Consider the following 23,747-nt stretch of genomic DNA (forward strand, 5'->3'; position numbering starts at 1 on the left):
GGAACGAGGCAGGAAGTGACCACTTTCCTTACGTCACATTCGCCAGCGACAATACAACGAGTCGGCAAACTGACGATGACGTACGACGAAAAAAGAGCTTCGAAATTCACCCTGTGGTGTAAGGGTTCCGACACCGGCCAGCCACGGGACACCGGAAGCGTGGTGCGCGCATGTTCCTCGTCGTGATCGTGGTCGGGACGCCCGGCCAGACCCTGTGCACGGGTGCGCTGGACGGCGCGCTGCGCGCCAGTACGGCGGGTTCCGACCGGGTCGAGCACAGCTACCTGGACACCAGGCCGGACCGGGCGGCCTTCTCGCTCTACATCACGGCCACCGACCACTGGTCAGCCACGATGCTGGCCCACCAGCTGATCCGCCGGACGATGGCCACGCTGCCGGGCGGGCCGCAGTGGTGCGTGCTGTCGAGCAGCACCCTCTGAGGCAGTACACCAGCACTCAGGACATCTCCTCCGGCCTGATCCAGCCACGGGCCGCCGACAACGCCCCCGCCTGGAACCGGCTGCGCGCGCCGAGCCGCTGCATGAGGTCTGCGGTGATCCGCCGGGCGGTACGGACGGACACGCCGAGCTGCCGGGCGATCACCTCGTCGGTGTGCCCGTCCCCCAGCAGCTTGAGCACGTTCTCCTCCTGTGTGGACAGTCCCCTGTCGTCCCGCACGGGGCTGGACCCCAGTGGCAGCGCGGTGTTCCACACGGTCGTGAACAGGGCGACGAGCGCGGTGACGATCCCCTGGCCGGACAGCAGGAGCGCGCCGCTGTTGCTCTCGCTGTCGACGGGCACGAGTGCCAGCTCCCGGTCGACGATCAGCATCCGCAGCGGCAGCGTGGGGGCCGTGCGGACCTCGCTGCCCAGCTCGCGGAGCCACTTCGCGTACGCCATCGTCGGCGGATCGTTGCGGACACTGTCGAGGTACACGGTGCGCAGCCGGACGCCTCGGGAGATCGCGTCGGCGTCGAGCTGCCTGCTGGCCTCCAGGCTGGCCGCCGACTGGGCCCCGCCGGGCATCAGCGAGCACGCCTCCCAGCGGCAGGACGAGGCCAGCTCGACGAGCCGGTCACGGACCGCGTCGATGCCGATCAGCCGCTCGACCTCCGGGTCCTCCATCTTCGGCCGCAGCTCGGCGTGACTGGCCAGCAGCCGGGCCACGGCCGCGCGGCTCTCCTCGATCTCCAGGTGCCTGCGGGCCAGCTCGGTCTGCTCCCTGGCCAGCAGCGCGGCCAGGCCGACCTCCGGGCTGACCGGGCGGATCGCTTCCGGATCCTCCCAGGACATCCGGAGCAGCTGGAGCCGGGCGAGGTCGTCGAGGGCAGCGCGGACGGCGGCCTCGTCGGCGCCGAGCTGCCCGACGATGTCGGACAGGCCGGAGTCGGGCCTTCTGAGAAGTGCCAGATATACGGACTCGGCTAGGCGATCGAGCCCCAGGGCTTTGAGCATCGTTCCCCCGGTCACACATCGACACATGTCGCAGGTTGGACGGGACAGACTTTAGCCCAGCCATGCCAGCAATCAGGCCATGAAACGACAGCGTAGGGGCAACTTCGCGCGGCTTCCGGCCGAACTCCCGAGGGACAACCGGCGGGTAACAAGCCGGGCGTAACATGAAACGAATTCTCTATACGGGACTTTGCGCAGCACAAGGGCCAGATGAGCCACTGTGGACTTTCGCAGGGCGGACCGGGAGGCATCCGCTGTCATCACGGATTAACGCCAGCCTCACTGAATAGCTGGTAAAGGTGACGGAATTCCGACAGCCTCGCAGCTCAGGGCGCGGAGTCTCCGCCAATATGACGACAAAATTTGACAAGCCATAGCCCACGGGTCCACTGTGGCCGGTCGCACCCGGATAGGCTCTCCGGCCATGACCAATCCTTGGCTCAGGGTGTACCGGCCGGCGGCCCGGCCCCGGGTCCGGCTCGTCTGCTTCCCGCACGCCGGCGGCACGGCGAACTTCTTCCGCCCGTGGGCCGCGGCGCTGCCGTCCGATGTGGAGCTGCACGCGGTGTGCTACCCCGGCCGCCAGGAACGCCTCAGCGAGCCACCCGCCGAGGACATGGCCACACTGGCCGACGCGATCACCGAAGCCATCCCGGCCGGGCCGGTCGCGCTCTTCGGGCACAGCATGGGCGCCAGCGTCGCGTACGAGGTCTGCCACCGGCTGGAGAGCGCGGGCACCCGGCCGGCGCGGCTGTTCGTGTCCGGCCGGATCGCGCCGCACCTGACGCCGCCCGGCCCCGTACCGGAGCGGGACGACGAGCAGCTGCTGGCGGAGGTCAGGGCGCTCGGCTTCGAGGGCACGGCCTCGCTGGACGACGCCGACCTGCGGGAGGTGGTGCTGCCCCCGCTCCGCGCCGACTACCGGCTCATCGACGGCTACCGGCCGGCCGCGCCGCCGAAGATCGCGACGCCCGTCATCGGGTACACGGGAATCAGTGATCCCGGCTGCCCGGTGCCGGCCATCCGGGCCTGGGGCGAGCTCACCACCGGGGGCCTCCAGACCCGCGTCTTCCCCGGCGGCCACTTCTACCTGATGGCAGCACAGGCGGAGCTGCTGCACCATCTCGTCAGTAATCTGCGTTAGCAGATTCGCTCTTGATCTGACCTGAGGTGGCCCGCTGAGGGCGGCGAGGCGAAGGCGGCGGGCCTTCTGCATACCGGTGTTGTATGCAGAAGGCCCGCCAACGCGCGCATCGTCGTTCTCAGCGGGCCGGCACTACTGAGACGGCTCGGCCATCGCTACGGCTATCCTGCGGGGGCCCGTGAAGGGTTCGCGGCCGTGGGCCACGAGCATGTTGTCGACCACGAGGACGTCGTCGCGGTGGTAGTCGAACCGGGTGGACGCCAGGCGGTAGCAGGCCCGCAGGTGGTCGAGCACCTCGTCGTCGATCCGGCCGCCGTCACCGAAGTAGGTGTTGGTGGGCAGGTCCTCCTCGCCGAAGCCCTCGCGGAGGCCCTGCTGGAGGTCGAGCGGCAGCGTCGTCACGTGGAAGAACGTCGCGTGGTTGAACCACACCGTCTCCCCGCTCAGCGGGTGCTGGTGCACGGCGCGGCGGACGGCCCTGGTGCGCAGGCCCTCGCCCCGCCACTCGGTGGTGATGCCCCGGCTGGAGCAGTACTCCTCCACTTCGGACCGGTTGTCCGTGCCGAAGACGTCCTGCCAGCGGGTACCGAAGCCGTCGTGGAAGTTCCGGACGACCATCCAGCCGCGCCGGGCGAACTCGTCGCGGATCGCCGGGTCGATCGACCGGTACACCTCGCGGATGTCGGCGAGCGGGGTCGCGCCACGGGTCTCCGGCGGGGCGATGCAGTAGAAGTAGAGGGTGTTGGGCCAGACCTGCTGGTAGGAGTTCTCGTTGTGCAGGAAGATCTCCTCGGCCGGCGGGTAGTCCGTCGACGTGTAGACCTGGCCCTTGATCGTGCTGCGCGGCGAGGAACGCTCCGAGTAGGTCAGCGGCTGCCCGGACAGCGCCCGGACCACGGCGTCGAAGCCGTCGACCCCGCCGACCTCGAAGCCCCGGAACAGCACCGCGCCCCGCTCGTGCAGGAGCTTGCGGATCTGGGCGCGCTCGGCGCCGATCCGCTCGATGACGCCGGTTCCGTCTGCCTCGACCAGTGCCGGAAGCATGCTCATGATCTCTCCTATCAGTCCGGCGAACGTCAGTCCGACATCGCGACGAGCACGCGGCGGGAGCCCGTGTACGGCCTGCGTCCGTGCCCGACCAGCACGTTGTCGATCAGCAGCAGGTCGCCGGCCAGCCAGTCCACGTCCACGGCCGCCTCCAGCGCGCGGTCACGGACCTGGAGGACGTACTCCGCCGGGATCGGCGTGCCGTCGGCGAAGGTCACCGACTGCGGCAGCTCCTCCAGGGCGAGGATCTCGGCGAGGGCCTTGGCTGTCTCGTCGCCGAGCGCCGCCGGGTGCCACTGGTCTGACTGGTTGAACCAGACCTCGGCCCCGGTCACCGGGTGCTTGACCGTGGCGGGGCGCACCTGGCTGACCCGCAGGCCGTCCGGCGTCCACTCCCAGGTCGCGCCGGACCCGGTGAGGAACGCCTCGACCTCGGCCTTGTCCTGCGACTCGAACGTCTCCTGCCAGCTCTTGCCGAGGCCCAGGCCGTCGTGCAGGTTCTGGGTGTAGCGGACGCCGGCCGCGAAGGCCTGCCGGACCTCCTCGTCGAGCAGCTCCAGCCACAGCTGCGCGTCGACGACCGGCGTCGCCCCGCCCGTCTCCGCGGCGATCTCACAGAAGAACAGCAGCCGCTCCGGCCAGTGCGCGGCGTAGGACAGCTCGTTGTGCATCGAGATCGTGAACTCTGGCGGGTACTCGGTGGACGTGTACACGTTCGCGCCGACCTTGGTGCGGGGCGAGTTGCCGTGCACGTAGGCCAGGCGGTTGGGCAGCAGCCGGTCCATCACCGGCTCCAGGGTCGCTGGCGTCACGCCGAAGCCCCGGAACACCAGGGCCTTGTGCTCGGTGAGCAGGTCGCCGAGGCCGGCCAGCCCGTCCAGGTAGCCGCCGAGGCCCTCGGCGCTCGCGTCGGCTCCGGCCTCCGCCGGGGTGATCTCCAGAGGCTTCCACATCATGTGGCCAGTCTCGGCCGGTACCTATATTTTCCCTGTAGTACGTGTTCTTCCCTGGTACGTGACGGTGCCGGCCGGTGAGGGCGGGACCCCCTCACCGGCCGGCTCGTCCCGGGTGGAACGTCAGGCGACGCTGGCCGGCTCCGGCGCGCGGGGGGCCGCCGGGGCCTCGGGGGCCTCACGCAGGCCGTACCGGTCGTGCAGCTTGCGCAGCGGGCCAGGTGCCCACCAGGCTCCCCGGCCCAGCAGGGTCAGGGTGGCCGGGAGGAGCAGGCAGCGGACCAGGGTCGCGTCGATCAGTACCGCGATGAACAGGCCCAGGCCGATCTGCTCGATCTGCCCGATCTTCGCCGCGGCGAAGAAGGCGAACACGATCAGCATCAGCAGGGCCGCGGAGGTGATGATCCAGCCGCTCTTCTGCAGGCCGTAGCGCACGGCGGTGTCGGGGTCCTTGCCCTGGTCGTAGTACTCCTTGATCCGGCCGAGGATGAAGACCTCGTAGTCCATCGAGAAGCCGAAGGCGAAGGCGAACACGATCAGGATCATGTAGGGGCTCAGGCCCCCGACGGTCAGGGTGTCCAGCGGGCCGGCCAGCCAGCCGTCCTGGAACACCGCGACCAGCACGCCGAACGTGGCGCCCAGCGACAGCAGGTTCATCACGATGGCCTTGAGCGGGATGACCACCGAGCCGGTCATCAGGTAGAGCAGGACGAACATCGCGATCACCGTGATCGCGATCGACAGCGGGAGGCCGTCGCGGAGCCGCTGGTTGAGGTCGATCAGCTTCGCGGCGTCACCCATCACCCAGGACTCGACCCCGGCCGGGCGGTCGGCGCGCAGCCGGCCGACGAGCGCCTGTGCCGCCTTGTCCTGGCCGTCGCCCTTCACGGCGAGCACCACTGTGGACAGGTCCGAGGTGTACTTGCTGGCCTTCTCGACCCGCAGCACCGCCGGGTCACCCGACCAGCGGGTGGCGTAGCTGTCCAGGCTCGCGGTGTCGGTCCGGGCGAGGATCCGGACAGCAGCCTGGGTGGTCTGGCCGAAGCGGGTGTTCATGGTGTCGGCCACCCGGACAGCCTCGATGCTGCGCGGCAGGCCCTCCAGCTGCGGCTCCTTGATGGTGATGTGCAGCAGCGGAGCGGCGATCGCGAGCAGCACGACCACGCAGCCGGCCATGACCAGCACCGGGTACCGCTGGGTGCCCTTGGCCAGCTTCGCGAAGAAACCGGCCTCCATCGCGTCCCGCTCGCCGATCTCGTCGCCGCTGTCGCGGGCGGCCTTGGCCTCGGCGGCCCGGGCGAGCTGCTTCTTCGACGGGTTGATCTTCTTGCCCGCCAGGCCCAGCAGCGCGGCGGTGAAGGTCAGGCCGGCCAGCATGGCCAGCAGCGAGGTCACGATGCCGGCCGCGGCCAGCGCCTGCAGACGCCCGATGTTGAAGGCGAACAGGCCGGTCAGGGCCGCGGCCACGGTCAGCGCGGAGAAGAAGATCGTCCGGCCGGCGGTGCCCCAGGCCCTGCCCAGCGCCTCCAGGCGGTCGTCGGTGCTGGTGAGCTCTTCCCGGTACCTGGCGACGAGCAGCAGGCCGTAGTCGATCGACAGGCCCAGGCCGAGCAGCGCGATCACGGTCACCACATTGGCGTCGAGATCGACGAACCCGGAGAACCCGAGCAGGATGCCGGTCGCGCCGAGCATCGTGCCGAGCGCGGCGATCACCGGCAGGCCTGCCGCGATGATCCCGCCGAAGACGAACAGCAGGACGATCAGAGTGATCGGCAGGGAGAACATCTCGGCACGGTTCAGGTCCTCCTGCACCGCGTCGTTGGACTGGTCGCCGATCAGGTCACCGCCGCCGAACTCCACCGTGGAACCCGGCAGCTCCGTCTTGAGCTTGAGCATCCGCTCCTTGGAGTCGGTGAACGGCTTGAACTGGCTCTTGCTCTTGGCCAGCGTCACCACCACCACGACGGCCTTGCTGTCGGCTGCCGGGCGGGCCCCGGAGACGTCCTTGACGCCGGGGATGTTCTTGGTCTCGGCGATCGCGGTGTTCAGCGTGGTCTTGGTGGCCTCGGCCTCCGCGTCCACCTTGTCCACCAGGACCAGGTACTCCACGCCCCGGTCGAGGCCCTTCTTGATCTCGTCTACGGCCCGGCCGGCCTCGGTGCCCTTGAGGTTGTTGGCGTCGCCCATGTTGTCGAACAGCGGGCCGACGGCCGTCGCGCCGGCCACCATGACCACCAGCCAGGTGATCAGGATCCACCAGCGGCGGCGGAAGCAGAACTGTCCAAGTCGTGTCATCATGGGTCCGAGCTTCGCCCGGGCGGGGCATCCGAGTCAGTAGCGCTCCGGCCCGTTTCCGGGGTGGTGCTAGGTACAGCAAAAGCCGGGATCGCGGTTCATGGTCCGCCACGCTGCCAGTTCCTAGGGTCATGACATGACGACAGCAACGGGCTCGAAGCCCCCAACGGGAAATCCCCTACCGGGTGACGGCGCTCTGGTCACGCTGCTGCGTGCACCGTGGACGCCGCAGGCCTGGCTCAGCACCGCGAACGTGGTGACCGGGTTCCTGATCGCCCTGATCGCGTGGACGGTCATCTACTCGCTGACCTTCACCGTGGCGCTCCTGGCGGTCACGCTCGTCTTCGCCGTACCGTTCCTGGCCCTGACGTTCTCCTTCGCCCGGTTGTTCACCTCGTGGCAGCGCGGACGACTCGAAGCCTTCACCGGCGCGGAACTCGAGCCGATCCACCGCACCACAGTGGAGGGCGGCTGGCTGGGCAGGCTGTGGGCTGACACGCGCAGCTCCGGTACCTGGCGGCAGGTCGGCTACCACCTGCTCTCCGGGATCACCAGCTCGATCGCCTTCGCGGTGGTCGCGGGCTTCTGGGTCGGCGGCGTGCTGCTCGCGACGATCGCGCTGTATGCCTGGTCGCTGCCGGAGAAGTCCATTCTGGCCGACTACACCGGCAACCCGGCGGCACTGGCAGCGCTCACCGTCCTCGGCCTGATCATGTTCTTCGCGGCACCCTGGGTCGCCGGGCTGGCCAGCCAGCTCGACACAGCACTCGGCACAGCGCTCCTGGCGCCCAGCCGCAGCGAGGAACTGGCCAGGAAGGTCGTCACGCTGTCCGCCAGCCGGGCGGAAGTGATCGACGCGGCCGACTCCGAGCGGAGGCGGATCGAGCGGGACCTGCACGACGGCACACAGCAGCGGCTCGTCTCCCTCGCCATGAACCTCGGCCTGGCCAGGACCACCATGACCGACGTACCCGACCACGCCAAGCAGGCGATCGAGCAGGCACACGAGGAAGCGAAGACGGCACTGCAGGAACTGCGGGACGTGGTACGCGGCCTGCACCCCGCCGTCCTCGACGACCTCGGGCTGGACGCGGCGCTGTCCGGCATCGCCGCCCGCTCCCCCGTCCCCGTCCGGCTGCTGGCCGAGCTGCCCCACCGCCCGCCGAGGACCGTCGAGACCGTCGCATACTTCGTCGTCTCCGAGGCCCTGGCCAACGTCGCCAAGCACGCGGAGGCGAGCCGGGTGGACGTGGTCGTCGAGGAGACCTCCGACGGCACGCTGCGGATCATCGTCTCCGACGACGGGCGCGGCGGAGCCGACCCGGCGAACGGGACAGGCCTGCGCGGCCTCAAGCAGCGGGTCGGCTCGGTGGACGGAACCATGACCATCGACAGCCCGGCAGGCGGGCCGACCCTACTCGTTGTGGAGCTACCGTGCGCACTGTGATCGCCGAAGACTCGGTCCTGCTCAGGGAGGGCCTGGTCAGACTGCTCAGCGGAGCGGGCTTCGACGTGGTGGCTGCCGTCGGTGACGCCGACGCGCTGCTGGCAGCCGTCGAGGAGCACGAACCGCAGCTGGCCGTGCTCGACGTGCGGATGCCTCCGGCGTTCACCGACGAGGGCCTGCGAGCGGCGATCGAAGTGCGCAGGAAATGGCCGGAGACGGCGGTCCTGGTGCTCAGCCAGTACGTGGAGGAGCGGTACGCCGCCGAGCTGCTGTCGAAGGAGACCAGCGGCGTCGGGTACCTGCTCAAGGACCGGGTCGCCGACGTGATCGAGTTCCTGGACGCCCTGCGCCGCGTGGCGGCTGGCGGCACGGCACTGGACCCGGAGGTCGTCGCGCAGATCCTGGTCCGCAACCGGCGTGACCCGATCGAGGCGCTCACCCCGCGTGAACGCGAGGTCCTCAAGCTGATGGCGGAGGGCCGCTCCAACTCCGCGATCGCCGCGGCGCTGTTCGTCAGCGACTCAGCGGTCGCCAAGCACGTCAACAGCATCTTCACCAAGCTCCAGCTGCCGGCCGCCGACACAGACCACCGCAGGGTGCTCGCCGTCCTGCGCTACCTGAACTCCTGAAGGGGAGCACAATGTCCGCAAAGAAGTCCTGGCTGACCGGCGGCATCCTCGCCACTGTCGGAGCACTCGTGGTGTGCGGCGCGGCGGGATGGTTCTTCCTCCGCGGCTCCACCGAGGTCAGCAAGAAGTCCGAGACCCAGTCCTACAGCCAGTCAGCGAACCGGATCGAGCTCGACCTGTTCTCCGGTGACATCACCATCTCCAGCGGCACGGACGGCGAGGTCGGCGTCGACCGCGACCTCCAGTGGAAGAACGAGAAGCCGACGTACAAGGAGGAGTGGTCGGGCAGCACGCTCCGGATCACCTCCAAGTGCCCGGGCGACCCGGAGAACTGCGAGACCAACTACACCCTCAAGGTCCCGGCCGGCGTGACCGTCAACGCCAAGACCGGCGCGGGGAACGTGACCGTGCGCGGCCTGAGCGGGGACGTGGCCATCGACACCGGCTCCGGCGACATCACGCTCGACGGGCTGAGCGGCGGCAAGGTCGGCGTGAAGAGCGGTGCTGGCCCGGTGAAGGGCACGTCCCTCAAGAACGGCGAGATCGACATCGACACCGGCTCCGGCACCGTCGAGCTGACCTACGGCACCGCCCCGTCGGTCGTGAAGGTGAAGACCGGCTCCGACGCGATCCGGGTCAGCCTGCCGAAGGGCGACGAGGGCTACAACGTCAAGACCAGCACCCAGTCCGGCAAGCAGGACGTGACAGTGAAGGTCGACTCGACGAGCAACCGGGCGATCACGGCTACGACGGGATCGGGCGACGTGACGGTGAAGTACTCCTGATCGTCCATTAGAGAGAGAAGTCCGGGCTCCCAGGCCTGCCGGATGGGTACCGCTTGAGTGCGGTACCCATCCGGCTTCTAACTTCCGCTCACTTCGAGCTGGAAGTACGCGACAACGTCGGACATGTCGCTCGTCAACCACACGAAGCTACCGCGATCCTTCTCGCCAATAACCGCGAAGGCGATTTCCTCCTGCCGGGAATTCTCCAACTTTCCTAGCGCCTCGGCCAGGCAATCCGATACTTCGACTTGCCCTTCCTCCAGCGATCGCTGCAGCCTTTCCCGATACAGCAACTCGAGTTGCTGCCGACTCGTCATCCAGAACCGGATTTTCTCGTCCAGCTTTAGCGCTGCGCGCCAGTTCAGCCTGATTTCCTCATTTTCCCATTGCGGAGTGCGCTCCAGAAGCCGGACAAGTTCACTGGCTGGGAGCATCATCACGTTAGTCATTGCAACCTCTTCGCCCCGTAGACCGGCCCGTAGACGAAAACTTCCTGCTCACCAAAATAGTCGGGCGACTTCACCGTCTTATAGGCATTACGTGGAATTCGAAGAACCACGCCCCCCTTAGCCCTCTCTTTTGCCAGCTTGAGGCTTGTCGTCCAGGAGACAAGGTCACTCAGCCCATTCACACCGCCATTATGCTCTTCGGGAGTGAGCTTGGGGCCTGGCTGCCCCCAGCCCGTTGGGACCGCATTCCCAGCTTTAGCATCTTCATACTGCGGATGATCAGGCCAGATCCCGCGGTACAGATACTCATCATCACAGTCGTCGTTGTGCACCAGGACCGGCGATGACAGCACCACGTAGTACGTGTGGATGTCTGCGACCGTGAGGTTGAACATCGGCTTGAGGCCGGTGTAGTTGGTGGAGCCGGCGAGGAAGGCTTTGCGGCCGTCGTACGTCAGCAGTTCGTGGCCGACGGGGAACTGGCTGGCCACGATCCACTCGTGAGCCGTGACGTCCCAGAACGGGTGTTCCTGGGTTGTCTTGATCTCGGCCGGCTTGCCGTCGATCGTGACTGTCAGGTCCGTGAAAGCCTTGTCGGCGTTGAGGTGCAGGTACTCGACGGCCTTGGCGACGGTTTCGCCCGTCTCCGGGTTCGTGGCCATCACCTCGTCGCCGACGGCCACGAACTCGATCGGCTTGGTGGTGCCGTCGGCCATCAGTACCGGCGTGTCGCCCTCGAAGCTGTTGTCGCAGCTTCCGCCGCCTTCTGGCGCCTTCGGCTTGAACCGGGACTTCTGCCGGGCCAGGGCCACATTGAACTTCGGCGGTTTGATCTTGCCCTTGCGTCCGCCGAGCCGGTACTCAGCGTTGACGATCGCGCCTTCGATCACGGAGTCGTTGTCCGTGCCCTGGGTCTTGAAGTACTGCTTGTCCAGGGTGCGCATCACGAACTCGACGGCGTCGCACTTGGCTTCCCTGTTGTCGGCCTTGCACGCCTGCGTCATGCCAAGCAGTACCGCGACCTGCGGGCGGGCGTCCGGGTGGCCCTTCATGAACTCGCCGTACCGCTTGTCTGCGTGGTAGGCGAACATGTAGACGTCGGGGAACAGGGTCGGGTCGAACTCGATGCCGCCGAGGCGGGCCGTCCCGTCCTTGTAGATCCGCAGCGTCAGGCCGTTGTCGTAGCTCTGCTCGTCGACGACGTCGTTGCCGTCGTAGGTGTCTTCCTCGTTGTCCGTGAGGGACTCGTGGGTCTGGGTGTGGTAGGAGTTGCCGTCGTCGTCCCTCCACAGGAGACCACTGGGGTCCGACTTGGAGATGGGTGAGTTGTTGGCGTAGGCGTAGCCGTTCATCTGCTGCGGGTCGTTGAAGTCGACCAGGGGGTCAGCGGAGACGAACCGGCCGGTGGCCGCGTCGTACTCGCGGGCTCCGAGGTGGACGAGGCCGCTCGGGTCCTTGGTGCCGCCGAGGAAGCTCTTGTCGTCGCCCCAGGTCACGGACGGGCCGCGGTCGGTACCGAAGGGGGTCTGGTAGCGCTTCTTGACGTCCCAGGAGCTGTTGCCGATGGACAGCTGGCTGGTGCCCTGGTGGTCGGCCGTGAGCCAGGTGACACCGTCGCCCGTCCGGCTGGCGATGGTCAGGCCGGCGTGGCTGTAGTACCGGGTGCCCTTCTTCGACGTGCCGTCGATCCGGATCTCGGCGCCGCCGAGGTACAGGGTCGCGGCTGTGGCGGAGTCGCGGCGGATCAGGCGGTTGCCGCCCGCGTCGTAGACGAAGGTGGCTGTCTTGCCGTTGTCCTTGTGCTCGGCGAGGTTGCCCTCGACGTCCCAGGTCAGGGTCTGTGCCGAGGGCGCGCCGGGGCGGCTGGTCGTGTTACCTGCCGTGTCGTAGCCGTAGTTGTCGACACCGGTCGCCGCGCCGGAGCGGGTCACGGACTTCACGGTGTGCGGCTGGCCGGTGTTGTAGGCGTAGGTGCTGGTCACGTTGCCCGAGGTGGACTTCCTGACCTCGGTCAGCCGGTTGCCGTTGGCCGCGTAGGTCCAGGTCGTCCAGTACTTGGCCGGGCCGCCGAGCGCGCTGAGCGACGGGGTGGTGTCGCAGCTGCCGCTGGCAGGAGTCCAGGCGTCCTTGATGCGCTGGAGGTAGTCGTACTTGAAGCACTGGTTGTCGTCGGGACCGGCGCCGTACTGGTTCGTCTTGTCCTTGAGCGCCGTGATGTTGCCGGCCGCGTTGTAGCTGACGTTGAGGTTGCGGTAGACCGTGGCTGTCGCGTCCTCGTACGCGGCGTGGCGGGTCACCCGGTTGGTGCCGGTCTCGTACTCCCAGATCTGGGTGAGGGTCCGGCCGCCCGCCGAGGTGTTCAGCGTGCCCATCAGGCCGAGCCCGTCGTAGCTGGTCGACAGCGCGTAGCTGCTCAGCCCGTTCAGGGTCGTCGGGAGGCCTGCGTTGTTGTAGCCGTAGGTGAGGGTCTCCGCCGGCAGGTCACCCGTGACGGGCAGGGTGGCCGTGGCCACCGAGCCGTCGGCGTTGAAGGTGGACGAGTAGGCGTACTCCCCCGCCAGGTTGCCCTCGGCCGCGGGGATGACGAGCTTGGCCGAGGTGACCCGGTTGAGCGCGTCGTATCCGGTGACCTCGTTGACGTACGCCGCGCCGCCGACCCAGCGGGTCGTCGAGGCCGGCTGCCCCTTGAGCAGGGTGTCGAAGGTGGCCGAGGTGAGCTTCGTGCCGCCGATCACCGTGTCGTACGTGGCGACCTGCCTGCCGAGCGTGTCGTACTCGAAGGCGACCTTCTTGCCGCGTCCATCCGTTGTGGACGTGAGCTGGTCCACGTCGTCGTACGTGTACGTGGAGGTCCCGGCGTCGGGGTCGGTGGAGGTGTACTTCCGGCCCTCGATGTCGTACCCGATGGTCGAGACGGCCCCGCCCGGCGCAGTGATCTTGTTGAGCCGCCCGGCGTTGTCGTACTCGTACAGCGTCTCGTCGTAGGCACCCGTCGGGGTGGCCACCTTGTACTGGCCGAGCTTCGTCGTCCGGCCCCGGGGGTCCGTCCACACGGAGGTGGCCGTGCCGCCGTCCGGCGGGGTCGTGTCCACCCGGTCACCGTGGTGAGCCGTGGTGGTCCGGAACTTCTCGGTGCCGTTCGCCCGGAAGATCGAGGCGGTCACGCGGCCGAGCCGGTCGTACACCGCCTCGGTCTGGCCGGGTACCGCGCTCGCCGGGATGTGCAGGGAGCCGGAGGGCGCGCTGTTGTTGTAGTACGGCTGGTTGCTGTACTTGGTCTGGCCGCGCCCGTCGTAGTGCGTGTCGGTCAGGATCCGGCCGCCGCCCACGCCGGCCGTCTGGGTCTGGCGGGCGCGGAGAAGGCCGTCGTAGATCGCGTAGCTGTCGATGTAGCCGTTGCCTGCCGCGTTCAGCTTCTCGGTCCGGCTGTAGCTCGGGCCGCCGGTCCGCTGGAGGTTGTAGCTGAACTTCATGCTCGGGATCTGGGCCGGTGAGCGGTCCGGCAGCCAGACAGCCGTCAGCCGGCCGAGGCCGTCGTAGGTGGTCTTCGTGCTGCGGTTGTTCACGTCCACGGCGGTCAGCGCCGTGCCCCACGCCGGGTCCAGGGTGGTGTTGAGCGCCCAGCCAGCCGCGTTGGTCACCTTCACGGCTGTCACCGGGCCGCCGGTCAGCGGGGTGTACTTCGTGGTGTTCTTGCGGCCCCGCACGTCGGCCGTCTCGATGACCCGGCCGTGGGCGTCGTGCTTGGCCGTGGCCTTCGTCGAGTACACGGCCTGGGTGGTGACGCCGGTGAGTTCCCTCGTCTCGGTCACGTCGCCCTTCGACACCGTGGTGCCGTAGGACGTCGCGCCGTCGTAGAGCGTCTGCGAGCCGCCGATCAGGTGCTGGCTCAGGATCGGGGTGGTCTGGCAGTTCACCGAGAACGACTCCGTCTGCACCACCCGGTCGTGGATCCAGAGCCCGTCGTTGCGGGCGTACGCCGTCCGCGTGCAGGTGTCGTCCGCCGTGGTCGTGGTGTCGCCCTCGTCGTCGACGGCGATGATCCGGCCGGGCGGAAGGCCCGCGGTCGTGTCGAACGTGTTCGTGACCCGGGTGGTCCGCCAGCCACGGCCGCCGCTCAGCGCCTGCTTGGTGGTGCTGCTCTTCTGGCCGGTGACGTAGGCGTTGACCGTGACGCCGTTGCGGGTACGGGTCGCGGTCGGGCCGTGCTCCCACGGTTCTTCGAGGGTCTTGGCCGCGACGGGCGCGGTGTCGCCGACGCCGTCGTAGGTGATGGTCTGCCGGGTCGCCCCGGCCCGCCAGGGCTGGTCGAGGATGGCCGGGGTGCCGAAGTCCGGTTCCGCGTCCAGGTACACCGTCCGGGTGGTGCCGCCGGGCAGGCGGTCGCCGTGCATGCCCCGGAAGTAGATCGTGTCGCTCTGCGCCTGCGTGCCGTCCCGTGTGCCGCTCTCGGTGCGGACCCGGCCGTAGCCGCGCCACTGGCCGTACGTCTTGCGGTTCTCCGGGGTGAACTCGCCCTCGTCGTAGTGCCACGCCGGGTCACCCTTGTAGGTGTACGTCGTGAGCACGCTTGGCGCGCCGCCCACGTCGTCGACGACGTTGACCGAGGACACGAGGTACTTGTGGAAGTACTCCAGCTTGGTGCCGTTGCTCGCCGGGTAGCAGCGTTTGGTGTTGCTCTCCGGTGACGCGGGCATGTTGGTGCCGAGGACGCAGTCCGGGGCGGTGTAGTTGACGGTGAGGCTGCCGCCGGACTCGTTGTGGATGGCCGCGACGCGGTACCGCACGATCGGGTTGGCCGACGAGGTCACGTCGACCCGGTTGTTCATCGCGACCGGGGTGAAGCTGATGTCGGGCGTGGTGGTGTTCGCCCGGCCGGAGTGCGAGATGCTGTTCAGCCAGAGGATCTTCTCGTGACTGTCACCCGGGTCCTTGAAGATGTGGTTCAGCGTCCACTTCTCCACGTCCTGGAACGAGCCGTTCTCCCGGATCTGGGTGGTGACGCTCGCCAGGCGGGTGTGCGTGAAGAACGTTCCCGAGTAGACGTTCGGGCAGGACGTGCTGGAGTCACACTGCTGGTCCCAGGGCACGTCGAGGAAGTTGGCCCGGTTCGCCGCCGGGTCGCACGGCTGCCCGGCCTCGCAGCGGCCAGCCATCGTGAAGACGACCTGCGCCGGTGCGGTGCCAGCGAAGAAACTGTCGGCGTTGTTGTCCTTGCGGGTGCCGTAGACAATCTTTTTCACGTACCCGCCACGCACGTACTCCGACACCGTGTTGTCGGTGTGGGCACGCGCGTAGTTGTTCTTCTCCTGGTCGTACCAGTAGCTCATGGTGTTCCCGTGCAGGTCCACGACGTAGTCGAGGTTCCACGTGTACGGCTGCTGGCACCACGAGGACGCGAAGCCGGCCGTGTTGTGGCAGGGCTCGCCGGGGTTGTTCCCGTACACCGGGATGGTGAAGACCGACCTGGTCTCCTCAGCTCCGCCCGTCCAGCCGGGAAGCTGGTTCAGCCCGAAGTAGTACTGGGTGCCGTCGACTGTGGTGACCTTCCAGTGCTCACCGTTCGGGGCACCGTTGGCCGCACCGGTCAGGCGCTCCACTTTGGAGCCGTCGTCGTTCTTCGGCCGCCACACGTCGGGGATGGCGGAGATCTGGATCAGTTCCCCGCCGTGCCCGGCCATGCTCAGGGTCGCGTTGTCGCTTCCCCAGCACAGGTCGGCCACGTTGCTCTGGCCGTCCTCCGAGCACGCCTTGTACCCGCGCGAGAGCGAACCCGGCTCGAAACTGAAGCCCTCACCGATCTCCGAGGGCTGGCTGTTGGAGGCGTGCGACCGGCCGTCCACCGACTGCGCGGAGTACGAGAAGGCCACCGACGGGGACGGGCCGGCCGGGTGCGGGGGCATCCGCAGCGGGTACGACCACGAGAAGTCGCCGGACGCGCCGCCGGCCGACCAGGTCGCCGAGGCCTGGAACGGCGTCGCCTTGTAGTCGCCGCCCGGGGACGAGGAACTGGCCACCGCTGCCAGCAGTACACCTGAAGACTTTGCCAGGCCCTGGGTCTCGCCCAGGGTGACGTCAGCAGCGAGCCGGCTGGCCTTGGTGTTGTTGGTGCTCGCCAGCGGCGTGCCCTGGCAGCCAGGCGCGCCCGGGGTGGTGAGCGCGCACTCCGGGAGCTGGACGAACTGGAGCCTGCCGCCGAAGCCCCCGCCGAACGCGTCCTTGAAACCGGTGTAGTCGATCTCGACGGACGACCGGCCGGGCGTGCCGCCGTTCAGCCGGAGCAGGAGGCCGTTGACCCTGGCCCGCTGCGTGGCTTCCCTGTCGATGACCTCGACAGTGACCTTGCCCTTACCCTGGCCCTGGCCGGTGCGGGGTGCGGCCAGCCAGACCGGCAGCGAGCCGGCCCTGCTCTTGATGGTGTGCAGGCCGCTCGCCCTGGGCGCGGCTGCGGCATCGAGATCCACAGTCGCGGTACCGGGCGCTGGCCACGACACCGTCACCGGCTTCGACGGGGCCTCGGTGGGCACCGGCCCCTTGCCGGGTGCGTTCCTGCCGGGAATGGAGATGGCCTGGGTGGCTCTCGGCAGGGCCGGTGCGGCTTCCGCCGCCAGGCCCGGCCAGGTGGAAGCCAGGCCGGCCGCGAGCACCGCTGGCAGCCCGAAGGTGAGAAGCCGGCGTTTCCGGCTCAGGACATGGGAATACAACATGACTCCTCGGGGGAGGGAGGGGGAAAGCAGGGTGCCCGCCGGGACTGGCGGGCACCCTGGGAGGGGAAGATCAGGCCCGGCCGCCGGTGTGGAGAGCGCCGACGGCTGTCGCGTCGAGCGCCACCCGGTAGACCCGGATGTCGTCGATCTGGCCGGGGAAGTACGCCGCTGGCGCGCCGTACCACTTGCCCCGGCCGATGGTGAGCTGGCCCTGTGCCCGCCACGGTGCCGTGAAGGTGTTCGAGGCCGCGAGCTGGCCGTTCAGGTAGAGCTTCTGGGTACCTGTGGTGGCGTCGTAGGTCGCGACGAGGTGGGTCCACGTGCTGAGCTGCGGGGCTCCAGCCGCGAGGAGGGAGTACTGCCACGACGGTGCGTCCACATCGGACCCGGCCCGCTCCAGCTGCCAGGCGTTGCAGCCCTTGCAGTAGCTGAGCGTGAAGGCGTTGAGCTTGCTGCCTTCCTGGCCGACGACGACGGCCGACTCGGCGTTGCTGGTCAGGTACGCCCAGGCCGACACCGTGAACGACTTCGTCGTGTCCAGCACCGGGCCGGTGGCCGAGGCCACGCCGGTCGTCCCGTCGAACGTGGCCGTGCCGCCGGCTGCCGTCACTCTGCCGGAGATGGTGGCGTTCGCACCTCCGGTGCCGTCCGCCAGCACCGTGGCACCGTCCTCGCTCATGTCCCAGGTGGCCACCGGGTCCGTTGCCGCTGATACGACGGGCCGGATGTGGAGGCGGCTCTCCCAGGTACCCGTGCAGGGCCACTGGGCGACGCTGGCCCCGGGTGCCGTGCTGCTCCTGGTGACGGCCATGCACTTGCCGGTGACCCACGGGCGGATCTCGTACAGCGGGTCGTCCCCCGCGGACACCGGCGCGATGGTGAAGATCTGCGCGGTGGCACCGTTGCAGACCCAGTGGCTGAGCTTCGTGCCGTCCGCGGTACCCCAGTTCGCCAGGTCGAAGCAGCCCGGGGCGTGCACGCCGGTGATCCGGTACTCGGTCGCGCCCATCCGCTCCAGCCTGTACTGGCTGTTCAGCAGCGCCGTGCCGCAGGGCTGCTGCTGGAGCTGCTGGCCGATGTCACCAGCCGGGCTCGTGACGCACAGATCCGCCCCATCGCTGTTCGCCGGCTTGGAGAGGACCAGCTGGTGCGGCTGCGAGCCGTCGAACGAGGTGCTCCGCGCGAGGATCTCCGCCGTGGACAGCGCGCGGTTGTACGTCTCGGCACCGTCGATGCCGCCCGGCCAGTAGTCACCGAGGGCGTCGTCGAACTTGATCCGGCCGACGGTGAGCTTGCCCTTGGCGGGCCAGGTCTGGCTGAAGGCCGCCTCGCCCTGGAGCACGCCGTTGACGTACAGCCGGATCTTGCCAGCGGTCTTGTCGTACACGCCGGCCAGGTGTGTCCAGGTGCCGAGCTGGGGTGCGCCCTGGGCTGCCACCGCGTCCACCTCACCGCCCACAGTGTCGGTCCGGGACCTGCCGAAGACCCACTTGCCAGCCGCCAGGTTGTACTGGAGGTAGAAAGCCGGCCGGTGGCTGCCTTCGAGTGAGACGGCAGTGGCGTACTTGGTGGTGCTGTTCAGCTTCACCCAGGCCGCGACGGTGAAGCTCGCGTTCGCGTCGATCGCTGGGCCGGGAGCGCTGGCCCAGTCGTCCGTGCCGTCCAGGTTGAGCACGCCCGCCGCAGTGCTGGCCCCGCCGTTGAACGTCAGGTTCTCGCTGCGGCCCGTGGCGTCACTGCCGTCGTTCATCGGCCAGCTCGCGGTGAGGCCGTTGACAGCATCCGGGATCCGGTGGATGTCGTAGCGGGTGTCGGCCTGGCCGAGGCAGTCCCACTGCGTGATCGGCCCGCCGTCCGTCGTCACCGCGCCACCGACCGCCACGCACTTCTTCGAGTGCATGGCCTTGATCTCGACCTGCAGCTGCGCGAAGCCGGAGACGTAGGAGAAGGTGAAGATCTGCGGGACATTGGCCGGCGTCTGCGCGCACGCCTTGTTCACGATCCTCGTCCCGCTGGCCGAGCTGCCGTTCTCGACGTCCAGGCACTGCGAGTCGGCGTGCCCCAGCCGCAGCGCGTACGTCGACCCTCCAGCGTGGACGATCCGGACCGTGTGCTCCGGCACCGACGCCGAGCACGCCTGCTGGGTGAGCTGCACGGTGCTGGTGGTGCCACCGGCGACGCTCACGCACTTGCCAGAGTGCGAGGCGACGAGCTGGTACCGGGCGTTCTCGTCGATGCTGATCGAAGGGGTCTGCCGGTTGCCGAGCGCGCCCTCCCAGGCCAGCACCGGAGCCGCGAGGCTCGCGCCAGACGAGGTCAAGGTCCAGAGCTGATGGTGGTACCCGGCGGAGCTGCCGGCCACCCCCGAGACGTTCACCAGCACACCGAGGTCGGCCTTGCCGTCGCCGTTGAGGTCACCGGCCTGGGCCGCCGACGCGCCGCACCAGTTCTGGGCCGGGGACTTCCACGGCTCGGTGAAGTCCCCGAAGCCCGTGCCGTCCGCCTTCGCGTAGGACACCCGCACGCCGGTCTGGCAGTTCGGGTACTCGTACGTGACCGCGATGTCGGTCTTCCCGTCCGCGTTGAAGTCACCGAACGCCGCCCGGGTCTTGTCCCAGCACCAGGTACCGGCCTGGGCGGTGCCGGCGCTGGTCCACTTGACCGCCGGAGTCCTGTTGATCCAGAGACCCGACGTCCAGACCTTCACGGCCACGTTGCAGCCCCCGGCGTCGGTGACGCCGATCAGGTCGGCCTTGCCGTCGCCGTTGACATCGCCCGTGCCCTGCGCCTTCTCGTACTCCGGGAAGGTCTGCTCGGTGGAACCGGCCGGGTGGGGCGCCGGTGTGAAGTGCGGGCTGCCGGACGCGCCATCGCCCACCAGGATCTCGCTGCTCCACTCCGTCCCGCCGTTGTACATCAGGGCGAGGTCGTCACCGGGGGCTCCGTCGATGTTGCCGGCCAGCATCCGGACGTTGTCCAGGATCCAGCCGTCCTTCTCCCAGACCATGAACTCTGCCCCGCCGTTGCCGTCGGAGGTGAGCAGCTTCACCTGGATGCCGCCGGTCTTCGCCACCACCTGGGCGACATCCACCCGGCCGTCCCTGTCGAAGTCGCCACGCGCGACCCGGTGACCGGCGGTGGCGGTGGAGTTCTCCAGGACGGCTGAGGCCACAGTGGAGCTTCCCGCCTGTGTGAACTGCCAGACCGCCGACTTGCCGCCGCCGATGTCGGAAACAGCGCTCAGATCGGCCTTCCCGTCACCGGTCGCGTCGCCCGGGACCGAGGTCAGGCTGCCCGCATTGGCCTTGAAGTAGTACAGCGAGGAGGAGTTGTTGCCAGCGTTGTCGTACGCCTCCAGCCGGAGCACGTTGAGCCGGGGATCCTGCGGGTTGTACGCCACGACGGGCACCACCGGCAGGGTCACGGTGCCATCCGGCGCGGCCGGCACCCGGGTGCTCGCCGAGGCGGGCGCGGCACCGTTACCGACCGAGTACTTGTAGTACGCGATGTCCTTGTCGTTGCTGTCCGGCGTCACGACGACAGCCGCTGGCGTGCCGGCCTTCACTGTCGCGGGCGGCACCGGGGTCATGACCTGGTCCGTGCTGAGCTTGAGCTCGGCGGAGGTCACCTTCGGCTGCCTGGGAGCGGAAGAGTTCACCGTGAACTCACACCACGGGCTGAAGGCGCCCGCTTGGGCACCGTCGTGGCCCCGGGCCCGCCAGGAGTAGGTCTTGCCGTCCTCCAGGACGCCGGAGGGGATCGTCCACTGGTGCTCGGAGCCCGACGCCAGGTACCTGCCGTCGTTCACCTCAAGGATGACGGCACCGTTCGTGTGCGACAGCTCGAAGGTGGCCGAGGAGTTGTCGGCGTTGTCCTGCACCCTGACCTTCAGCTGCACCTCGGGCACCGGGCTGGAGCTGGAGCCGCCCAGCATCGGCCGGCCGGGGCCGGTCAGGCAGGGAGTCTGCGGGTTCGTCGACGGCTCGTAGGCCACCGGCGCGTAGTTGTAGTTGATGGACAGGTTCGGGTTGGCGTGGAACTTCTTCCACCGGTCGGCCGCCCACTCGTTGCCGCCGTCGGCGTCGGCGGCGGTCAGGGCCAGGGTGTAGGTGACCCAGCGCGCCGAGACAGCCGTCTGCACGTCGCCGCTGACGTTGAACGACATGGCCATGTCGTCCTTCCAGCAGGCGTCCTTGTTGGCGTTGCCCGACTCGGTCCGCAGGTGCGGGCCGATGGGGATACCCCAGGCGCTGCGCGGCGTGCTCGTGATGACACCCGACCGCCAGACCGAAACCGGTGTCGCGCCACACGAGTAGGAATGCGACAACGTGGTGTTGAACGTCGCCGAAATGACGGTGCTGCCGGCCACCGCGTCGATCGGGAACTGGAAGTACGAGCGCAGCAGGTTCTTGTTGGTCGGATCCCGTCCAACCCAGGCGCGGCCGTCACTGTTGTTGACGTTGTTGCTGTTCGCGTAGGCCCACTGGGTCGCGCCGGGGGTGTGCCACACCGGGTCGACGTAGATGGGGAAGGCCCGCTTGGCGTCCCTCAGCCAGTCCTTGTCCGGGCTGAGCACGAGCTGACCCTGATCCAGCCGCATCGGCACGGTACTGCGAGCCGAGCGCTCCCCGGGAGACGCCGGGGACGCGGCACCGGCCGACGCCGCAGGCCGGGCCTTGGCCAGCTCGGCGTTGCCTGCTGAGTCCCACATCGCGGCACCGCTGGAGACGGCGAGTACCTTGCCGTCCGGGCCGGCCGCGCTCAGGCCGCCGTCCGCGCCCTGCCGGACGGTCACGCCCTGGCCGCCCTTGAGGCCGAGCCGCAGCTCCGACAGCTTCTGGCTGGCCGCCGCCTGCGGGGACTTCACCACGAACACGTGGCTGAAACCGTCGGGCGTGGCGCGGAGTGCGAGGTCGACACCCGGGATCACCTCCGGGTACGTCGCGGTGTCGCCGGCCAGGACTGGCGCGGGCAGCGTGCCCGGCCAGGTCAGCTCGACCCGCTTGCCCTGCACGGTCAGCGCGACCGCCGGGCCGGTACCCCCGCCGGAGAACACCACGTCCGCGGCGCTCACCGCAGGCGCGATCCGGCCGCCCGCCGCGCGCAGCGTGGTGTCCACAGCGGCCCACGTACCGTTCGCCAGCCTGGCCCGGACGGGGAGCGCGTTCAGTTCCATCGTGAAACTGCCGTCCGGCAGGGCGAACACCTGGCTCGTCTCCGAGCGCCTGTCCAGCACCTCCACCCGGCCCCCGCACACCTTCGCCAGGCTGCTGGCCCCGGCGTGACCGGCCAGGCCGTCCCCGCACGGCGGTTTCGGCGACGCGCCGGCCGGCGGTGCCAGCGCGGGTACAGTGCTAACCCCTAGTACGAGGGCGAGTATGCGCGGTAACAGTGTTCCCGGACGAGACGTACGCGCGGCAGAAGACATGGGGAGCAGTGTCAGCCAGTCCTCTTGCCGAATTCTTGTCTTTCTCTTGCCGCCCGGAATGCAAAGACGCAGGTCAATGCCCGGATGGATAGGGGCTCAGTCCTGAGCGGAGTCCTTGCCGAGGTAGGGCCGCAGCCTGCCGCACAGATCCGCCACGGCCGCCGTCGTGCCACGGGGCGCACCGGGCCACTGATCGCCCGCCATCCATCCGTACTCGGCCGGCGTGCCAGCGTGGCGGGCGAACACGTGCTGATGGAAGTGTGCCTGGCTCATGCCAGCGATCGCGGAGAACACGAAGTCCGTGGCCAGCTCCGCCCGCAACGCCTGCGCCACCCGCCGGACTGTACGGCCGGCCGCTGCCGCCTCGCTGTCCGTGAGGTCGGCCAGGCAGGGCACGTGCCGCCGGCTCTCCACGAACAGGTACCCGAGCACTGCTGTGCCGTCCTCCCCCACCGGGCGATGGGTGACCACCAGATACTCGTCCTCCCAGACGACCGGCCCCGCCAGCGGCCCCTCGCCCCGGTGCTTGCGACAGATCAGGCACTCCTGCTCCGGCAGCCCGTCCATCCCCATGCCCGCACGGTAGCGGCCCCGGGAACAATCTGCTGCCCCGTGCCCAGCACCCGCAACCGCGCCTGACCGTCCACCAGCGGCAGAGGCCCGGGTTCCCTGCGGAACCCGGGCCTCTGCGGACTACTCGCTAGTGCCAGCCGGTGCAGGTGATCGGCGTGTTGAAGCCGGCGTCGCCGCAGGCCCGCATCACGTAGTTGCCGCCGTCGTAGAACGCCTCGGTGTACCGCTGCGTGCTGGTGGCGCCCGCGATGGTCGTCCAGCCGAGCTGCTGCCAGGTCCGCCCGCCGTCCGTGCTGCGGTCGACCCAGATGTGGTCGCCCTGGCGGCCGTTGCTGATCCGGCCCCAGGCACACCAGGAGTTCGGGTTGTACCGGAGCTGGATGATCCGGCCGGCGTAACCGTCCTTGGTCTCCAGCGTGCCGGTGCTGTCCTGGGTGCAGCCGTCCGCGGCCAGCGCGGCGGTCGGTACGGCCACGGCCAGCCCGCCGGCCAGCAGCCCTGCGGTCGCCAGGGTCAGGGCGGCCTTGGTGATCAGGTTGCGCACGATGTTTCCTCTCGGAGAGGCGGTCGGCGCTGATCGCGCCACACCGAGACTGCCCATCCGCACGCCCCACCCTCCAGCCATTCGACGACCATCGAATCCATGATTCTGGATCAAGCATCCCCGCCCAGCACAGACTCAGGTACAAGATGAATGTCCCTGGCGTTTGACCTTTTGCTTTTGATCTAAGGCGCGGTGGCCCGCTGAGCGGAAATCTGACAAGCAACGCGGAAGCCCGTGTACTGGTTGTACACGGGCTTTTGCGTTGCGCAGCTCAGATTTTCGCTCAGCGGG

14 protein-coding genes are annotated in these 23,747 nt (G+C 68.7%); 5 read left to right on the forward strand and 9 right to left on the reverse strand.

The genetic code is table 11. From position 1 onward, the window contains the following. Positions 1-170 precede the first annotated feature (170 nt). Positions 171-440, forward strand: a complete 270-nt coding sequence (locus tag A3G1_RS0112915; protein WP_018349893.1) for a hypothetical protein — start codon at positions 171-173, stop codon at positions 438-440. A gap of 16 nt (positions 441-456) precedes the next feature. Here the strand turns inward: A3G1_RS0112915 and A3G1_RS0112920 are convergent, their stop codons facing one another. Continuing rightward, positions 457-1,455 (reverse strand): helix-turn-helix domain-containing protein, encoded by a 999-nt coding sequence (locus A3G1_RS0112920; protein ID WP_018349894.1) that lies wholly within the window; start codon positions 1,453-1,455, stop codon positions 457-459. 424 nt (positions 1,456-1,879) lie between these two features. Between A3G1_RS0112920 and A3G1_RS0112925 the strand changes: the two genes are divergently transcribed. Then, complete coding sequence (locus tag A3G1_RS0112925; RefSeq protein ID WP_051110517.1) at positions 1,880-2,599, forward strand: thioesterase II family protein; 720 nt, start codon at positions 1,880-1,882, stop codon at positions 2,597-2,599. Positions 2,600-2,731: 132 nt separating this feature from the next. Here A3G1_RS0112925 and A3G1_RS0112930 read toward each other — a convergent pair whose 3' ends face one another. The 3 genes from A3G1_RS0112930 to A3G1_RS0112940 form a co-directional block, all read right to left on the reverse strand. Continuing rightward, positions 2,732-3,643, reverse strand: coding sequence for a TauD/TfdA family dioxygenase (locus A3G1_RS0112930; protein WP_051110520.1), 912 nt, complete (start codon positions 3,641-3,643; stop codon positions 2,732-2,734). A 32-nt stretch (positions 3,644-3,675) separates the two neighbouring features. Then, positions 3,676-4,602, reverse strand: coding sequence for a TauD/TfdA family dioxygenase (locus A3G1_RS0112935; protein WP_018349897.1), 927 nt, complete (start codon positions 4,600-4,602; stop codon positions 3,676-3,678). A 120-nt stretch (positions 4,603-4,722) separates the two neighbouring features. Further along, positions 4,723-6,897 (reverse strand): MMPL family transporter, encoded by a 2,175-nt coding sequence (locus A3G1_RS0112940; RefSeq protein WP_018349898.1) that lies wholly within the window; start codon positions 6,895-6,897, stop codon positions 4,723-4,725. Positions 6,898-7,030: 133 nt separating this feature from the next. Between A3G1_RS0112940 and A3G1_RS0112945 the strand changes: the two genes are divergently transcribed. Genes A3G1_RS0112945 through A3G1_RS38515 form a run of 3 tightly spaced genes read left to right on the forward strand, consistent with a single transcriptional unit; the run spans position 7,031 to position 9,755 of the window. Next, on the forward strand, positions 7,031-8,341 hold the full coding sequence (locus A3G1_RS0112945; RefSeq protein WP_083936908.1) for a sensor histidine kinase: 1,311 nt from the start codon (positions 7,031-7,033) through the stop codon (positions 8,339-8,341). Then, on the forward strand, positions 8,329-8,970 hold the full coding sequence (locus tag A3G1_RS0112950; RefSeq protein WP_018349900.1) for a response regulator: 642 nt from the start codon (positions 8,329-8,331) through the stop codon (positions 8,968-8,970). The genes A3G1_RS0112945 and A3G1_RS0112950 overlap by 13 nt, the downstream gene beginning before the upstream one ends. 11 nt (positions 8,971-8,981) lie before the next feature. Then, complete coding sequence (locus A3G1_RS38515) at positions 8,982-9,755, forward strand: DUF4097 family beta strand repeat-containing protein (RefSeq protein WP_018349901.1); 774 nt, start codon at positions 8,982-8,984, stop codon at positions 9,753-9,755. Positions 9,756-9,832: 77 nt separating this feature from the next. On the opposite strand, the gene A3G1_RS0112960 is transcribed toward A3G1_RS38515, so the two are convergent. The 5 genes from A3G1_RS0112960 to A3G1_RS0112980 form a co-directional block, all read right to left on the reverse strand. After that, a complete protein-coding gene (locus A3G1_RS0112960) occupies positions 9,833-10,204 on the reverse strand; it encodes a hypothetical protein (protein ID WP_018349902.1) in 372 nt (123 codons plus the stop codon). Further along, positions 10,201-16,911, reverse strand: a complete 6,711-nt coding sequence (locus A3G1_RS34680; RefSeq protein WP_018349903.1) for a polymorphic toxin-type HINT domain-containing protein — start codon at positions 16,909-16,911, stop codon at positions 10,201-10,203. Before A3G1_RS34680 ends, A3G1_RS0112960 begins: the two co-directional genes overlap by 4 nt. Before the next feature lie 70 nt (positions 16,912-16,981). Continuing rightward, the gene (locus A3G1_RS0112970; protein ID WP_245563493.1) at positions 16,982-22,087 is read right to left on the reverse strand and encodes a LamG-like jellyroll fold domain-containing protein; all 5,106 of its coding nucleotides are present in this window, start codon (positions 22,085-22,087) and stop codon (positions 16,982-16,984) included. Positions 22,088-22,435: 348 nt separating this feature from the next. Then, positions 22,436-22,912, reverse strand: a complete 477-nt coding sequence (locus A3G1_RS34685) for an HIT family protein (RefSeq protein WP_211216299.1) — start codon at positions 22,910-22,912, stop codon at positions 22,436-22,438. Between the two features lie 127 nt (positions 22,913-23,039). Continuing rightward, the gene (locus tag A3G1_RS0112980) at positions 23,040-23,456 is read right to left on the reverse strand and encodes a DUF2690 domain-containing protein (RefSeq protein WP_018349906.1); all 417 of its coding nucleotides are present in this window, start codon (positions 23,454-23,456) and stop codon (positions 23,040-23,042) included. Between the last annotated feature and the right edge of the window lie 291 nt (positions 23,457-23,747).

This window comes from Longispora albida DSM 44784 (assembly GCF_000379825.1).
GTDB classification, from domain to species: Bacteria; Actinomycetota; Actinomycetes; order Mycobacteriales; family Micromonosporaceae; genus Longispora; species Longispora albida.

Coding starts and splice junctions, on each gene's coding strand:
- A3G1_RS0112915 (WP_018349893.1), top strand. CDS start 171: ATGTTCCTCGTCGTGATCGTGGTCGGGACGCCCGGCCAGACCCTGTGC.
- A3G1_RS0112920 (WP_018349894.1), bottom strand. CDS start 1,455: ATGCTCAAAGCCCTGGGGCTCGATCGCCTAGCCGAGTCCGTATATCTG.
- A3G1_RS0112925 (WP_051110517.1), top strand. CDS start 1,880: ATGACCAATCCTTGGCTCAGGGTGTACCGGCCGGCGGCCCGGCCCCGG.
- A3G1_RS0112930 (WP_051110520.1), bottom strand. CDS start 3,643: ATGCTTCCGGCACTGGTCGAGGCAGACGGAACCGGCGTCATCGAGCGG.
- A3G1_RS0112935 (WP_018349897.1), bottom strand. CDS start 4,602: ATGATGTGGAAGCCTCTGGAGATCACCCCGGCGGAGGCCGGAGCCGAC.
- A3G1_RS0112940 (WP_018349898.1), bottom strand. CDS start 6,897: ATGATGACACGACTTGGACAGTTCTGCTTCCGCCGCCGCTGGTGGATC.
- A3G1_RS0112945 (WP_083936908.1), top strand. CDS start 7,031: ATGACGACAGCAACGGGCTCGAAGCCCCCAACGGGAAATCCCCTACCG.
- A3G1_RS38515 (WP_018349901.1), top strand. CDS start 8,982: ATGTCCGCAAAGAAGTCCTGGCTGACCGGCGGCATCCTCGCCACTGTC.
- A3G1_RS0112960 (WP_018349902.1), bottom strand. CDS start 10,204: ATGACTAACGTGATGATGCTCCCAGCCAGTGAACTTGTCCGGCTTCTG.
- A3G1_RS34680 (WP_018349903.1), bottom strand. CDS start 16,911: ATGTTGTATTCCCATGTCCTGAGCCGGAAACGCCGGCTTCTCACCTTC.
- A3G1_RS0112970 (WP_245563493.1), bottom strand. CDS start 22,087: ATGGAACTGAACGCGCTCCCCGTCCGGGCCAGGCTGGCGAACGGTACG.
- A3G1_RS34685 (WP_211216299.1), bottom strand. CDS start 22,912: ATGGGGATGGACGGGCTGCCGGAGCAGGAGTGCCTGATCTGTCGCAAG.